11 protein-coding genes are annotated in these 14,218 nt (G+C 60.3%); 9 read left to right on the top strand and 2 right to left on the bottom strand.

The genetic code is table 11. The annotated features are described in order from the left end of the window. Positions 1 to 111: 111 nt before the first annotated feature. The 8 genes from sppA to RCAS_RS23360 all read left to right on the top strand — a co-directional run bounded on the left by sppA (position 112) and on the right by RCAS_RS23360 (position 8,095). Entirely contained in the window at positions 112 to 1,797 is a 1,686-nt protein-coding gene (gene sppA, locus RCAS_RS13025) for a signal peptide peptidase SppA (protein ID WP_012121030.1), read from the top strand. A gap of 73 nt (positions 1,798 to 1,870) precedes the next feature. Then, positions 1,871 to 2,752 carry a thioredoxin family protein gene (locus tag RCAS_RS13030; protein WP_012121031.1) on the top strand — a complete coding sequence of 294 codons (882 nt, stop codon included), beginning with the start codon at positions 1,871 to 1,873 and terminating at the stop codon, positions 2,750 to 2,752. 241 nt (positions 2,753 to 2,993) lie between these two features. Beyond that, positions 2,994 to 3,647 (top strand): ABC transporter permease, encoded by a 654-nt coding sequence (locus RCAS_RS13035; protein WP_012121032.1) that lies wholly within the window; start codon positions 2,994 to 2,996, stop codon positions 3,645 to 3,647. A 17-nt stretch (positions 3,648 to 3,664) separates the two neighbouring features. After that, positions 3,665 to 4,615 carry a glycine betaine ABC transporter substrate-binding protein gene (locus RCAS_RS13040; protein ID WP_012121033.1) on the top strand — a complete coding sequence of 317 codons (951 nt, stop codon included), beginning with the start codon at positions 3,665 to 3,667 and terminating at the stop codon, positions 4,613 to 4,615. Between the two features lie 4 nt (positions 4,616 to 4,619). After that, entirely contained in the window at positions 4,620 to 5,600 is a 981-nt protein-coding gene (locus RCAS_RS13045; protein ID WP_012121034.1) for an ABC transporter ATP-binding protein, read from the top strand. Next, positions 5,584 to 6,225 (top strand): ABC transporter permease, encoded by a 642-nt coding sequence (locus RCAS_RS13050; RefSeq protein ID WP_012121035.1) that lies wholly within the window; start codon positions 5,584 to 5,586, stop codon positions 6,223 to 6,225. The genes RCAS_RS13045 and RCAS_RS13050 overlap by 17 nt, the downstream gene beginning before the upstream one ends. Positions 6,226 to 6,536: 311 nt before the next feature. Continuing rightward, entirely contained in the window at positions 6,537 to 6,842 is a 306-nt protein-coding gene (locus RCAS_RS26520) for a DNA-binding protein (protein WP_374711166.1), read from the top strand. Between the two features lie 122 nt (positions 6,843 to 6,964). Beyond that, on the top strand, positions 6,965 to 8,095 hold the full coding sequence (locus tag RCAS_RS23360) for an alpha/beta fold hydrolase (RefSeq protein ID WP_049768833.1): 1,131 nt from the start codon (positions 6,965 to 6,967) through the stop codon (positions 8,093 to 8,095). Positions 8,096 to 8,461: 366 nt separating this feature from the next. On the opposite strand, the gene RCAS_RS13065 is transcribed toward RCAS_RS23360, so the two are convergent. Continuing rightward, a complete protein-coding gene (locus tag RCAS_RS13065; RefSeq protein WP_012121037.1) occupies positions 8,462 to 10,000 on the bottom strand; it encodes a glycosyl transferase in 1,539 nt (512 codons plus the stop codon). Between the two features lie 1,445 nt (positions 10,001 to 11,445). Here RCAS_RS13065 and RCAS_RS13070 point away from each other — a divergent pair. After that, positions 11,446 to 12,921, top strand: coding sequence for a phytoene desaturase family protein (locus RCAS_RS13070; protein WP_012121038.1), 1,476 nt, complete (start codon positions 11,446 to 11,448; stop codon positions 12,919 to 12,921). 476 nt (positions 12,922 to 13,397) lie between these two features. Here RCAS_RS13070 and RCAS_RS13075 read toward each other — a convergent pair whose 3' ends face one another. After that, complete coding sequence (locus RCAS_RS13075; RefSeq protein WP_012121039.1) at positions 13,398 to 14,147, bottom strand: SDR family NAD(P)-dependent oxidoreductase; 750 nt, start codon at positions 14,145 to 14,147, stop codon at positions 13,398 to 13,400. Between the last annotated feature and the right edge of the window lie 71 nt (positions 14,148 to 14,218).

The raw sequence follows: 14,218 nt of genomic DNA on the forward strand, positions 1-14,218 counted from the left end.
GCCAGGCGGCGCAACGGGTCGCGCGGTGGATGAGGCGCGATGCTTCGCTGCGCTCATCATAACACCAGAGGACCGGTTCCCCATTGCTTTCTCACATGAGGTCTCGAACAAATGGTATCCATATTCTTCATCTGGCTGATCAACCTGACGCGGCGCGTCCGCAACCTGTGGCGGCGGTTGCTGCGGCGGCAGGTTGCATTTGTGCGCATCCCAATCGGTGGGGCGCTGCCAGAGTTCGCGCCGGCGCCGCCGTGGTGGGCGCACCGCTTCTTTGGGGCAGCGGCGCCACCGAGCCTCAGTGAGTTGCGTCGTCGCTTCGAGTGGTTGGCGTCTGACCCGCAAGTGAAAGGCGTTGTGCTCGACATTGGGACTCTGACCTGTGGATGGGCGACGATCCAGAACCTGGATCAGGACATCCGCAGGTTTCGCGAGCAGGGCAAACTGGCTGTTGCGCGTATCACAAACCCTGACACAAAGACCTATGTTGCAGCATGCGCTGCCGATCTAATTGTGGCGCCGCCGGTGAGTTTACTGACCGTTACCGGTCTGTACGCCGAAGTGCGGTTTCTCAAAGATGCGCTGGCAAAAGTGGATGTGAGCGTAGAAGTGACGGCAGTGTCGCCGTACAAAACGGCGGGCGACTCGCTGGCGTGCTCGGAAATGTCGCCAGAAAACCGCGAGCAGATTGAACGGCTGCTCGATCAGCGTTATGCGTTGATCGTCGAGACCATCGCCAACGCGCGACATAAGACCGTCGATGAGGTGTGTTCGCTCATCGATACCGCACCGTGGAGCGCCCGGCGCGCCCAGGAAGCCGGTTTGATCGATGCCGTGCTGTACGAGGACGAACTGCCCGCTTTTCTTGCATCACGCACTGGCGCGTCTCCGGCAAAACTGCCAGAGATCGCCGAATGGAGTCAGGCGCGGCGCGCTCTGCGCCTCCCACTGTTGCGCCACCATCGTCGTCTGGTCGGTGTTGTCGCTGTGGAAGGGACGATCGCGCCGGGAACCAGCCGCCAGATTCCGCTGCCGATCCCGCTGATCGGTGGTCAAATCGCCGGAAGCGAGAGTATCGTGCAGGCGCTGCGTCAGGCAGAGCGCAATCCGCGTCTTGCTGCTGTGATTCTTTATGTCAACTCACCCGGCGGCAGTGCGTTCGACTCAGAACTGATCTGGCGCGAAGTGCGGCGTCTCGACCGGCGCAAGCCGGTGGTGGCGGTGATGGGGGACGTCGCGGCTTCAGGCGGCTACTACGTCGCATCCGGTGCGCGCACTATTCTGGCTCAACGTGGAACAATTACCGGCAGCATTGGCGTTCTGATCGTCCGTCCGGTTATTGACGGTCTCGTGAAGCGCGCTGGCGTGAACACCGTCGCCATCGGGCGCGGCGCAAACAGCGCATTCTTTATCAGCGATGCGCCAACTGAACAGGAACGCGCGGCGGTGCGCGCATTGATCGACGACAGTTACACCGTCTTCAAACAGCGCGTGATGGAAGGGCGATCAATGTCCGAAGAGGCGCTTGAACCGCTGGCAGGCGGGCGCGTCTGGATGGGGGGAGAAGCGCATGAGTCCCATTTGATCGATGACGTCGGCGGTATGCCGGAGGCGCTGTTGAAGGCGCAGGAACTCGCCGGACTGCCCCGCGATCAGACGGCGCCGCTGGTTCTGATCGGCGGCGGACGCGGACGCCTGGCGCCGCAGACATTCCCTGAAGAGCCATCGAAGACGTTGCGCGAGGCGCTGGCGCTTTTGCGTCAACCGCTGATCTGGGCTATATTGCCGTTTTTTGAATAGGAGAGTGTGGTACAATTGAGGAAGATCGTTTGCAATCAATGACCGTATCAGTTGGTCACTGGAGGTTTTTGCCGTGTCTCTCGCAAACAAAAGCGCGAGCGGCGCTGTAATCGATGTCAACGAACGCACCTTTCGCGCGGAGGTGCTGGAGCGTTCGCGCACTGTTCCGGTCGTGGTCGATTTCTGGGCGCCCTGGTGTGGTCCGTGCCGTGTGCTGGGACCGATCCTTGAAAAACTGGCAATCGAGGCGAAAGGCGCCTGGATTCTGGCAAAGTTGAATGTGGACGAAAACCCGCGCCTGGCGCAGATGTTCCAGGTGCAGGGCATCCCGGCAGTCAAGGCGTTCCGCGATGGTCGGGTGGTGGACGAGTTCACCGGCGCACTGCCTGAGTCGCAGGTGCGCGCCTGGCTGAAACGGCTCGGTCCACTTGCACCGGTATCGCCGGCAGATCGACTGGCGGATGAGGCAGCAGCGCTTGAAGAACGCGATCCGCTCAGCGCAAAAGCGCGCTATGAAAGTGCGCTCAACATCGAACCCAACCACAGTGCAAGCCTGTTCGGATTGGGGCGGTTGATGGTACGTGCTGGCGATCCGGCAGGCGCTGAGTTGTTGAAGAAGATCCCCTCCGATGCACCGCAGTGGAAGCAGGCGCAGGCATGGCTCACCCTCGCCGACCTGATCACTGAGGCGGAAGACACCAATCCATCGGCGCTGCTGGAACGAATCGATCAGAACCCGGCAGATCTCGAGGCGCGCTGGTTGCTGGCGGCGCATCAGGTGCGTGGTCAGCGGTACGCCGATGCAATCGAAACGCTGCTGGGGATTGTTATGCGTAATCGCGCCTTTCGGGACGATGGTGCGCGCAAGGTGCTGCTGGCGCTGTTCACTGCGCTCGGCGATCAGCATCCGCTGACAGTCAAAGGTCGGCGTGATCTGGCGAATGTGATGTTTTAGGGGTCATGGGGCAGGGGTTAGAGCGATGAGATCAGTGAGGGCGCTGATCATAACCCTTAATACTAATTACGATTGAAGATGCCGCATGCGTGTCATTCCGAGCCCTTCGCTTCGCTCAGGGTAAACGCAGCGAGGAATCGGCGCGGGTCGCGCACGACCCCTCGCTCTGCTCGGGGTGACCATGCCGGATGTTCAGAGGTAATTGGTATAACCCCTGACCCATCTCGCAGTTCCATGTTCCATGATTGATCTACTATTAGACGCCTACCAGTACTTCCTCGCCAATCAATCCCGTTTCTGGACTGCTGCAACCCAACATCTGTGGATCAGCTCGGCGGCGCTGGCGATCAGCATCGCTGCCGGGTTGCCTCTTGGCATCTGGACGGCGCACGAGGCACGCATCGGGCAGTGGACGATCAACCTGTTCGGCGCACTTCGTCTGGCGCCGAGTCTCGCTGTGCTGTTCCTGGTGCAACCCTACCTCGGCATCGGCACGATGCCGGCGCTTGTCGCGCTGACGCTCCTGGCGGTGCCGCCGGTGCTCATTGCCACATATGCCGGAATACGCGCAGTGGATCGCGGCGTGAGCGAAGCGGCGCGCGGCATGGGAATGACCGCCGGACAAATCCTCTGGCGCGTAGAACTCCCGCTGGCGCTGCCGTCGATAGTCGGCGGTGTGCGCACCGCAGCGGTCGAGGTGATCGCAAGCGCCACGTTAGCCGCCTTCATCGGCGGAGGCGGGCTTGGCATCTTTATCACCCGTGGCTACGCTCTGTTCGATACCCGCATCATGCTTGTCGGCGCCATCCCGGTGGCGTTGCTGGCGCTCATGGCAGAGTTGTCGCTGGGGTGGATGCAACGGCGTCTGGCATCCGGGCTGGACGCTGCAACGTAATACAAAAAAGGAGGTTTATGGTGCGATCTCTTCGGTTTTTTGTCGCGTTCACCACGCTGGTCGGTCTGGTTCTTGCTGCATGCAGTGCACCCGCTCAAACCACACAACCCACGGCTGTACCGCAACCCGCTCCCGCAGATGCCACTCCGGTCCGCATTGGCTCGAAGAACTTCACCGAAGCGATTCTGGTTGCCGAAATGTATGCGCTGGCGCTGGAAGATGCCGGCATTCGCGTCGAGCGCAAGTTCAACCTCGGTGCAACGCCAGTGGCGCACACGGCGCTGGTGAATGGCGAAATCGATCTGTACCCGGAGTACACGTCGACCGGTCTGCTCGAAGTGCTCAAGCAAGCGCCGATTGCCGACGCCAGAGGCATTCTGGAGGCGGTGCGCAAGGGGTACGAAGAGCAATTCCAGGTGACCTGGCTCGAACCATCGCCATTCAACAACACGAATGCGCTGGCAATGACCCGGCAGCGCGCTGAAGAACTGGGGATCAGAACCTACTCCGATCTGGTAGCGCATTCTGGCGATCTGAAACTTGGCGGTCCGCCGGAGTTTCCCGAGCGTGAGGACACCAAAGGTTTGATGGCTGCCTATGGGTTCGATCCGAAGTTTATCGAAGAGAACTTCGTGCAACTCGACACCGGCGCATTGCGCTACGAGGCGCTTACCAAAGGTGACATCGATGTGGTCGTCGCATTCGGCACCGACGGGCAGATTAATGGGTTGGGTCTGGCGCTGCTGGAGGACGATAAGAACTACTACCCCATCTATCAGATTGCGCCGGTCATTCGCCAGGATGCCCTGGCAGCCAACCCACAGATTGCCGAGACGCTCAACCGGTTGGCGCCGCTCCTGACGAATGATGTCATGTCCGGTTTGAACTGGCAGGTCGATGGACCGGAGAAGAAGGAGATCGCCGACGTGGCGCGCACCTTCCTGCAACAACAGGGATTTATCAAGTAGACCCATGGCATTCATCATCGCCGATCGACTGACCAAAACGTTTCCCGGCGAGACTCGTCCGGCAGTCGATCAGGTATCATTCGAAATCAAGAAGGGTGAGTTCGTCGTTTTGCTGGGACCATCCGGTTGCGGCAAGACGACACTGCTCAAGATGATCAACCGTCTCTATGAGCCGACTGAGGGCCGGCTGTTGATTGATGGCGTCGATGCGCGGTCGATGCCTGCAACGGAATTGCGCCGTCGCATCGGGTATGTGATCCAGCAAACCGGTCTGTTTCCCCATTTGCGTATCGAACAGAATATCGCAGTCGTGCCACAGTTGCTCAAGTGGGATCGCGCGCGGATCGAAGCGCGGATCGATGAACTGCTTGATCTGGTAGAACTGCCGCGCGCGTACCGCAAGCGGTATCCGCGCCAACTCTCCGGCGGCGAGCAGCAGCGCGTCGGTCTGGCGCGCGCGCTGGCTGCCGATCCATCCCTTATGCTGATGGACGAGCCGTTCGGCGCGCTCGACGCTATCACGCGCGCCCGTTTGCAGGACGAACTGCTGCGTATTCAGCAGCGCCTCCACAAAACGATTCTGTTTGTGACCCACGATGTGGATGAAGCGCTCCGCCTGGCGGATCGGCTATTAATTATGCGCGCCGGGCATATCGTGCAGTTCGACACGCCGCTGGCGGTGCTGGCAGCGCCAGCAGACGATTTCGTGCGCGACCTGCTCAGCACGGATGATGTGCTGCGCCGCCTCAGTCTGCTGACTGTCGCCGACGCGCTGGCGGACAACGGCGCCGGCAAGCGCCTTGCCGAAAACGATGCGCAGGAGACGCTGCAACCAGGCGATACGCTGCGTGAGGCGCTCATTCGCGTCCTGCGGGCAGGCGGTCAGGCGCTGCCGGTCGTCGCCAATGGACAGAACGTGGGGGAGATTTCGCCGGATACCATCGCCTCGGTGCTGACACGCACAACCCATGCGTTATCTGATTGACAACCTTCCCTATGTGCTGAGCCTGGCAGGGCAGCACCTGCTGATGTCGGGCGTAAGCCTTGCGATTGCGCTGGCGATTGCGCTGCCGATGGGGATCATCTGCGCGCGCGTTGCGTGGCTGCGTAGCCTGGTGCTGGGGATTCTGGGCATTATCTACACTATTCCAAGCCTCTCGCTCTTTGTCCTCCTCATTCCCTTCACCGGTCTGGGGCTACGCCCGGCGGTGATTGCTTTGGTCGCGTATGCGCAACTGGTGCTGGTGCGGAATGTGGTCGTCGGGCTGACCGGCATCGACCCGGCGATTGTCGAAGCGGCGCGCGGCATGGGAATGACGGCGCTCCAGCGGCTGTGGCGGGTGGAACTGCCGCTGGCATTGCCGATCATCCTGGCGGGGGTGCGCGTGGCGACGCTTTCGATCATCGCCATTGGGACGATTGCAGCATTCATCAACGCGGGCGGACTCGGGCTGTTGTTGTTCGATGGCGTGCGCAGCAGCAACCCGGAAAAGATTATCGCCGGCGCGGTCGCCGTCAGTGTGCTGGCGATTGGCGCGAATGGCGTGCTGTGGGCAGTCGAGCAGCGCGCGACGCAGGCGATGCAGGGGGGTAGGGGTTATAAGAACTGAGAACTGAGAACTGAGAACTGAGAACTGAGAACCGAGACCGCCAACGCGCGTTGTGGAGCGTTACGCCTTGCGCACCGCGCGTTCGAACATCTTGTCTGACTGACCGCAAGTGAGTATGAGAACTGAGAACCGAGAACCGAGAACCGAGAACTGAGACAGGTGAGAAGAGCGCGATGAGACTTGTAACCACTAAGAGTATGCTGCTTCTCGTCAGCATGGCAATACTTTTCACTGCGATCACGCCTGCATCCAGCGCGTAGGCGAACTCGGCGGCATCTCTCGGGCAGATTCAGGCAAATCCCGACGCATTCATTGATCAAGTCGTCACAGTACGCGGCGCCACCGGCGCTTATGTTGATCGTAATGAGTTTCTATTCGATGACGGAACAGGGCAGATCGTCGTTGATTCGGGCCCGCCGTGGTTCCGCCAGGTCAGCATTGCGATTGGCACACCAGTGACGGTTACCGGGCAAATCGACCGAATGCGCGGAGGCGGTATCGACCTCGATGCCTGCCAGATCACCACGCCAACCGAGACCATCCAAATCCGCGACTGCTCATTCAGCGGACCGCCTCCCTGGGCCGGTGGTCCGAAACGGCGCGGTTCTCGTCGTTAGCACACTCTCCATACGGCGATAGCATCGCCATTGCTGTTGAGTCGGCGCGATACCATGACAGTTCAGTAGTGGAAGTGACGGTAGCCGCGTTGTTGTCGATGTCTTGCAGTAGCGCATTCTTCATGTTCAGGCCTGCGCCATTGGAACGGGAACGCGGCATCGAGCGTCAGCGACGGGAACACGCCCAGATTGTCAGCACAGCGCTTGGGCGGGAGTCGTCGATTGGCTTTGGTGCTGCGGCTGTAATCGCGCCGGAAGCGCCAAAAAAAGAAAATGTGGGTACACGCCACAAGCGGCGCATTGATGGAACAACCATAAGAACAGCCCTGTCATCTGAAGCAGCGAACAGAGGACAGGAGGCGAAGCAGCGCTTTACCCATACCGGCATGCAGATGCTCACAATTGGCGATAGACAGTACAAATTCCATCATATTCAGCCTGGCAATGTGCCACTGGCATACATCGAGTGCGGTCACGGCGCGCCGGTGGTTTTCGTCCACGGCAGCGGACCAACCGACCTGCGCACCTGGGAGCGACAGATCGAGCCATTCGCTGCTCACTTTCGGGTCGTTGCCTACAGCCGGCGCTGCCACTACCCAAACCCGGCGACCGGCGATCTCGCCGGCATCACCTCGACCCGCACCCATGCGCACGATCTGTCCGACCTGATCACCGCGCTCGGTCTGGGGCGTGTGCATCTGGTCGGTTTTTCGTTCGGGGCGGATATTGTTCTGCGGTTGGCGGCGGATCGCCCAGACCTGGTGCGCACGCTGACGATCACGGAACCGCCGTTGCGCTCCTGGCTCGCCACGCTGCCCGGCGGCGCCGAACTCCTGACGCAGCGCGCGGCAGCAATTCTTCCGGCAAAACGCGCCGTGCAGGACGGCAACCTGGAACAGGGTGCGCGGCTTTTTATCGATGGCATGATGGGGCGCGGCGTATTCGACGGACTGTCGCCATCAGCCCGCCAACGCATTGTGAGCAATGCGCATCTGATCGGCGCCGAACCGACGGAGATCGACGCTGTGAGCGCCGAAGACATCACCCGCGATGAAGCGGCGACGATTCAGGCGCCGACGCTCCTGCTCACCGGCGATACCAGCCCGCCAATGTTTCTGATTGTCAGCCGGGAACTGGCGCGCATTCTGCCGAATGTCGAACAGGCGCGGATCAGTGGGGCTGCTCACCTTCTGCATATCACCCATGCGCAGGTATACAATGCGATTGTGTTGGGGTTTCTGAGTAAAGGTTAGGGGTCAGGTCTCTACCAATGACCTGTGAACATCCGGCATGGTCATCCCGAGCAGAGCGAGGGGTCTTGCGCGACCCGCTTAGATTCCTCGCTGCGTTTACCCTGAGCGAAGCGAAGGGCTCGGAATGACAAGTCGCTGCGCTCGGAATGACAAGTCGCTGCGCTCGGAATGACAAGTCGCTGCGCTCGGAATGACAAGTCGCTGCGCTCGGAATGACAAGTCGCTGCGCTCGGAATGACAAGTCGCTGCGCTCGGAATGACACGCATGCGGCATCTTCAATCGTCATTGGTATCCTGCATCAGGCGAACATTCAATGGCCAACGCCCGACTTCAACCTGCCACCCCGCGCCTCGCGCCGCATGCCTCTACCTGACCACATACACCACGAACTCTCCTGCCTCCACACGCCTGGCATGGTGGTCGAGATACGACCGCACCTCTGGGGATGCGGGAGCGTTGCCGCTTGCCGGCAGCACGACGTAACGGATCGGATGCTGATCCAGATAGCGCGCGAAATGATCGACGTTCTCCATGATGTTGCGCTGAAAGGTTTCGTCGATCTCGAACCAGGTTGCCGGTTGCCGCGCATAGAGGATCGTGTGCCAGTATGCTTCCGTCAGCACATAGCCACGCGGCTGTTCGCGCAGTACTCGCCAGACCGGCTCATAGCTGCGGAGGCGCGCCCCTTCGACGGTGTAATATCCGATGGTCACCAGGTTGATCACAGCAAACAAGACAATCAAATAGAATGCCGCGCGACGTTTCCATGGCAGCGGCAGGCGGGTGATGCCGGCCGCAACGAGCAGCGCCAGCGGCGGCAGGGCAGGGATGATGATACGCGGGCTATTGCCCGAACCCGGGGTCGCGGCATACACCAGGAGCACAACAACGCCCAATCCCAGCCATGCCAGCAGCAACGCCAGCACAGGGACAGGAAAACTGCCGCTGCGTGCGCCGACAACGGCAAGAGCGCCGATAACTGCCAGCGTCAGCAGCGCGCCGTACCAGGGGATGTAGAACAGTAATTCGAGCATCTGTGGCGCAACCAGGCTGAACTGCTGGAGCGACAGTCCACCCGTCGGCGCGCGCTCACCCCGCCCCAGGTAGTGCAGCCACACCCACGGCGCCGCGATCATTGCCGGACCGACCAGTGCAGCGAGTGTGTGCGCCCATACACGCCGGGGAACAGACTCACGACGTCTCCGCTGTGCGATAAACGACAAGACAGATGCAATGCCAACCACGCCAAAATAGAGCGCGAGCAGGTCGAGTTTCATCAGTGCTGCGACGCCGCCAAGAATGACGGTTGCAACCGTGCGCTCACGAATATACGCCAGAAGCGCAGCCGTGAGCGCCAGCGCCGAGAGCGCCTCGCTGTAGGCGACCGTCGCATAATCGCGGAAGAGAGGGAAGCACGCGAGAAATGCCGCAGCAATCAGCGCCTCGCGTCGGGTCAACCAGAGGCGCGCCAGCCGGTAGGTCAGCAAGACGACCCCCGCACCCGCCAGCGGAACGACGAGGTGCATTGCGGTGTACGAATGGGCGGCGAACCAGACCAGCGCAAAGATCAGCAGCGGAACCGGACCCCACCAGCGGTGCAATCCACCCTGCGGAAAGCGGTAAAGCGCCAGCGGCGCAAGCGAAGGCGGATCGGGCGGAAAACCCTTGATGCGCTCGTAGGTATCAGGCGCGCCGAACAGAAATGCCGGGTTCTCAACGATCAGTATCCCCCAGTGCATGTTGCGCGGTGCATCACCGTACTGCGAACCGGTGAACAATTGCACCAATGCGAACTGACCTGCCAGTAACGCCAGGATGACAGCGTGCGAGCCTATTATAGCGCGAATGCGAGCATTCCAGGATCGGCGAACTGTATGTGATGGGGGAGAGATGGAATGGTTCATTGTCGTTCACCGCTTAGAGAGGTTTTTTGAACCACAGAGACACAGAGGACACAGAGCATTTGTATGATGGGCTGGGCTCACCTTCGCACCTGCAACCTTCCCGCCTGCACCCCTCTTGCCCCTCACCGCGCGCCTCGTCATGGTTCATGATCGTTCACCGCTTAGAGAGGTTTTTTGAACCACAGAGACACAGAGGACACAGAGCATTTGTATGATGGGCTGGGCTCACCTTCGCCCCTGCAACCTTCCCGCCTGCACCCCTCGTGCCCCTTACCTCGCGCCTCGTCATGGTTCATGATCGTTCACCGCTCAGAGAGGTTTTTGAACCACAGAGACACAGAGGACACAGAGCATTTGTATGATGGGCTGGGCTCACCTTCGCCCCTGCAATCTTCCCGCCTGCACCCCTCTTGCCCCTCACCGCGCGCCTCGTCATGGTTCATGATCGTTCACCGCTTAGAGAGGTTTTTTGAACCACAGAGACATATTTGAACCACAGAGACACAGAGGACACAGAGCATTTGTATGATGGGCTGGGCTCACCTTCGCACCTGCAACCTTCCCGCCTGCACCCCTCGTGCCCCTTACCTCGCGCCTCGTCATGGTTCATGATCGTTCACCGCTTAGAGAGGTTTTTTGAACCACAGAGACACAGAGGACACAGAGCATTTGTATGATGGGCTGGGCTCACCTTCGCACCTGCAACCTTCCCGCCTGCACCCCTCTTGCCCCTCACCGCGCGCCTCGTCATGGTTCATGATCGTTCACCGCTTAGAGAGGTTTTTTGAACCACAGAGACATATTTGAACCACAGAGACACAGAGGACACAGAGCATTTGTATGATGGGCTGGGCTCGCCTTCGCCCCTGCAACCTCCCCGCCTGCACCCCTCGTGCCCCTCACCGCGCGCCTCGTCTTGGTTCATGATCGTTCACCGCTCAGAGAGGTTTTTTGAACCACAGAGACACATTTGAACCACAGAGACACAGAGGACACAGAGCATTTGTATGATGGGCTGGGCTCACCTTCGCACCTGCAACCTTCCCGCCTGCACCCCTCGTGCCCCTTACCTCGCGCCTCGTCATGGTTCATGATCGTTCACCGCTCAGAGAGGTTTTTGAACCACAGAGACACAGAGGACACAGAGCATTTGTATGATGGGCTGGGCTCACCTTCGCCCCTGCAATCTTCCCGCCTGCACCCCTCGTGCCCCTTACCTCGCGCCTCGTCATGGTTCATGATCGTTCACCGCTTAGAGAGGTTTTTTGAACCACAGAGACATATTTGAACCACAGAGACACAGAGGACACAGAGCATTTGTATGATGGGCTGGGCTCACCTTCGCCCCTGCAACCTTCCCGCCTGCACCCCTCGTGCCCCTCACCGCGCGCCTCGTCTATGATACACTATTCACAAACACGCGTGTTCCAGCAAAGGATGTCGATATGAATCTTCCGATCATTATCGTCGGCGGCGGGCTTGGCGGTTTATCCGCCGCCATTCATCTGGCGGCGCGCGGGCAGCGCGTTGTGCTGCTCGAAAAGAATGAGCGCGTCGGTGGTAAACTGAACCTGGTCGAAGCCGGTGGCTTCCGGTTCGACACCGGACCTTCGCTTCTCACCATGCCCTGGGTGCTGCGCTCGGTCTTTGCTGCCGCAGGGCGACGAATGGAGGACTTTCTGACCATTACGCAACTCGAACCGATCTGCCGGTATCGCTGGCTCGACGGTACACGGTTCGACGCCTATCAGAACCTGCCCCGTCTCGCCGAGGAGATTGCGCGCATCGAGCCGGCCGATGTTGCAGGCTTTCTTCGTTTCCTTGCCTATGCCGAACGCATCTATCGCGCTGCGGAAGGTCCGTTTTTGCTGCGACCATTCGATGGTGTGCGCGATCTGCTCACGCCCGAACTGTTCAGCGGCGCCTGGCAGATCGACCCGTTTCGCACCGTTGATCAGGCAGTCCGCAGTTTTTTCCGCAGCCCGTACCTGCGCCAGGTGTTCAACCGCTATGCGTCGTACAACGGCTCGTCACCCTTTCGGGCGCCGGCAACGTTCAATCTCATTCCTTATGTCGAGTTTGTACAGGGCGCATGGCACGTCTGTGGCGGAATGTATCAGATCGCGCGCGCGCTTTCGGCGCTGGCAGGCGATCTTGGCGTGGAGATTCGCACGAATGCGCCGGTCGAACGCATCGAGGTCAGTCATGGCGCCGCCTGTGGTGTCGTTCTGGCTGGCGGCGAGCGATTGGCTGCGTCGCAGGTCATCGTCAACGCCGATCCGCGCCACGCCTATGCAACCCTGATCCCTGGCACAGAAAAGACCGCAGCGCGCCTGGCGCGACTCGAATCATCGTACAGCGGGTTTGTGCTGCTGCTGGGGATCAATCGCATCTACTCCAACCTGGCGCATCACAATATTTTCTTCTCGTCCGACTACCGCGCCGAGTTCAGGGCAATCGTCGATATGCAGACGCCGGCGCCCGACCCGACGATCTACATCTGTGCTGCATCCGTGACCGACCCTGCAATGGCGCCGCCGGGACACATGAATCTGTTCGTTCTGATCAATGCGCCGACGCTCAACCCGCGGGTCAACTGGGCGCGTGAAGCGCCCGGTTACCGCAATCTGGTTCTGCATAAACTGGAACACATGGGACTGGAGAACCTGAGTCAGCATATCGTCTTCGAGCAAATCTGGACGCCTGCCACCATCAATGAACGGTACAACGCCCCTGGCGGCGCGATCTATGGATTGGCGTCGAACAATCCATGGACGGCATTCATGCGTCCGCCGTTGCGCGCCCGCGAGGTGCGCGGCGTCTACTTTGTCGGCGGCGGCACGCATCCCGGTGGCGGCATTCCGCTCGTGCTTCTCTCAGGGCGCGCCGTTGCCGGGCGCGTTCTGGCAGACATCGCCTGACCTATCGTTAAGAAGCGATTTAAGAACCTCTTGACTTATGGCGCATCAATGCTATCATGTAATCAACACCCCAGGGAACGAAAAGGAAGACGGAACTTTGACAAACGGATCGATGATCCTGCACAGCAAGCGGCGCTACCCACAGGTGTCAGGAAGACGGGGGCGACCGTAAGTCGATGGAAATGGCAGAGCATACACGCCAGGGAGATCGACAGGCAAGCGCCGGGTGCTTGATGAAACACCGGATGCTGTGTGAGCCAGGGCAGGGTTCCAGCGGTAAAGCCCGCACCATCGCAGGGAGAAGGAAGCAAAGCGAGGTGCGTTGCGACCCCGACAGAGGAGCTGGCCGTCTGCAAAGCGCTGTCGTGGTAGCCGAACGGTAGATCCCGGAGTTGAAGTTCAAAACCCTTTCACATTCCCTGGGGCAATATCTTTAAACCAACCCCCTCGCAGCATATGCTGCGAGGGGGGTTTTTTTATGGCGCCATTCGCCAACCCCCATCAACAACCAGCGTCTGCCCGGTGATATATGACGCAAGCGGCGATGCCAGAAAGACAATCGCTGCCGCCACTTCCTCCGGCTTCCCAACGCGCCGCAGTGCAATCACCCGCTCTCCCCAGCGGCGCATCTCTGCCGGGATCGTTGCCAGTTGCGGTGTTTCGATGAGGCCGGGCGCAACTGCGTTGACCGTGATATTCCAGGGTGCTGCCTCACGCGCCAGCGTCCGAACCAATCCGAACACACCGCCGGTCGCCGCCGAGAAATCCGCCTGCTGCGGTCCGCCTGCCAGACCGTGCAGCGCCGCGACTGCAACGACCCTGCCGTAGCGCCGCCGCATCATCCGGCGTAACGCCGCGCGACAGGCATTGCTGACACCATCGAGGTGCAACGTGAGCGTCTCGTTCCACTGCGCGACGTTGATTGCCTCGACCGGCGTGAAACGCATCGCCCCTGCGCAGAACACCATCGCATCCAGGCGTCCATACGCTTCGATAGTAGCACCGACCAGCGTTTCGACCGATTGCGGATCGCGCACATCAACCCAATGCGCAGACACATCGCCGCGCGTGTCCTGGCAGGCGGCAACCACCTGCGCCGCCGCAGCAGCATTCCGGTGATACCCCGCCATCACTCGCGCGCCACTCTCCGCGAGCATCTTGACGACTGCCGAGCCGATTGCGCCTGATCCGCCAATGACGATTGCAACCTGATCGGTGAAATCCATGGGTGCTCTGTTTCAGTTTTTTGGAGGGCGCGCCGCTCTCCAAACCTCCCTGCTATAGTACCACGGCGCCA

Origin of the sequence: Roseiflexus castenholzii DSM 13941, from assembly GCF_000017805.1 — a bacterium.
GTDB lineage: Bacteria > Chloroflexota > Chloroflexia > Chloroflexales > Roseiflexaceae > Roseiflexus > Roseiflexus castenholzii.

Bases quoted from the DNA above. Each gene is read 5' to 3' on its own strand.
- RCAS_RS23360 (WP_049768833.1), top strand. From the start codon at position 6,965: ATGTTCAGGCCTGCGCCATTGGAACGGGAACGCGGCATCGAGCGTCAG.
- RCAS_RS13050 (WP_012121035.1), top strand. From the start codon at position 5,584: ATGCGTTATCTGATTGACAACCTTCCCTATGTGCTGAGCCTGGCAGGG.
- RCAS_RS13075 (WP_012121039.1), bottom strand. From the start codon at position 14,147: ATGGATTTCACCGATCAGGTTGCAATCGTCATTGGCGGATCAGGCGCA.
- RCAS_RS13065 (WP_012121037.1), bottom strand. From the start codon at position 10,000: ATGAACCATTCCATCTCTCCCCCATCACATACAGTTCGCCGATCCTGG.
- sppA (WP_012121030.1), top strand. From the start codon at position 112: ATGGTATCCATATTCTTCATCTGGCTGATCAACCTGACGCGGCGCGTC.
- RCAS_RS13045 (WP_012121034.1), top strand. From the start codon at position 4,620: ATGGCATTCATCATCGCCGATCGACTGACCAAAACGTTTCCCGGCGAG.
- RCAS_RS13040 (WP_012121033.1), top strand. From the start codon at position 3,665: ATGGTGCGATCTCTTCGGTTTTTTGTCGCGTTCACCACGCTGGTCGGT.
- RCAS_RS13035 (WP_012121032.1), top strand. From the start codon at position 2,994: ATGATTGATCTACTATTAGACGCCTACCAGTACTTCCTCGCCAATCAA.
- RCAS_RS13070 (WP_012121038.1), top strand. From the start codon at position 11,446: ATGAATCTTCCGATCATTATCGTCGGCGGCGGGCTTGGCGGTTTATCC.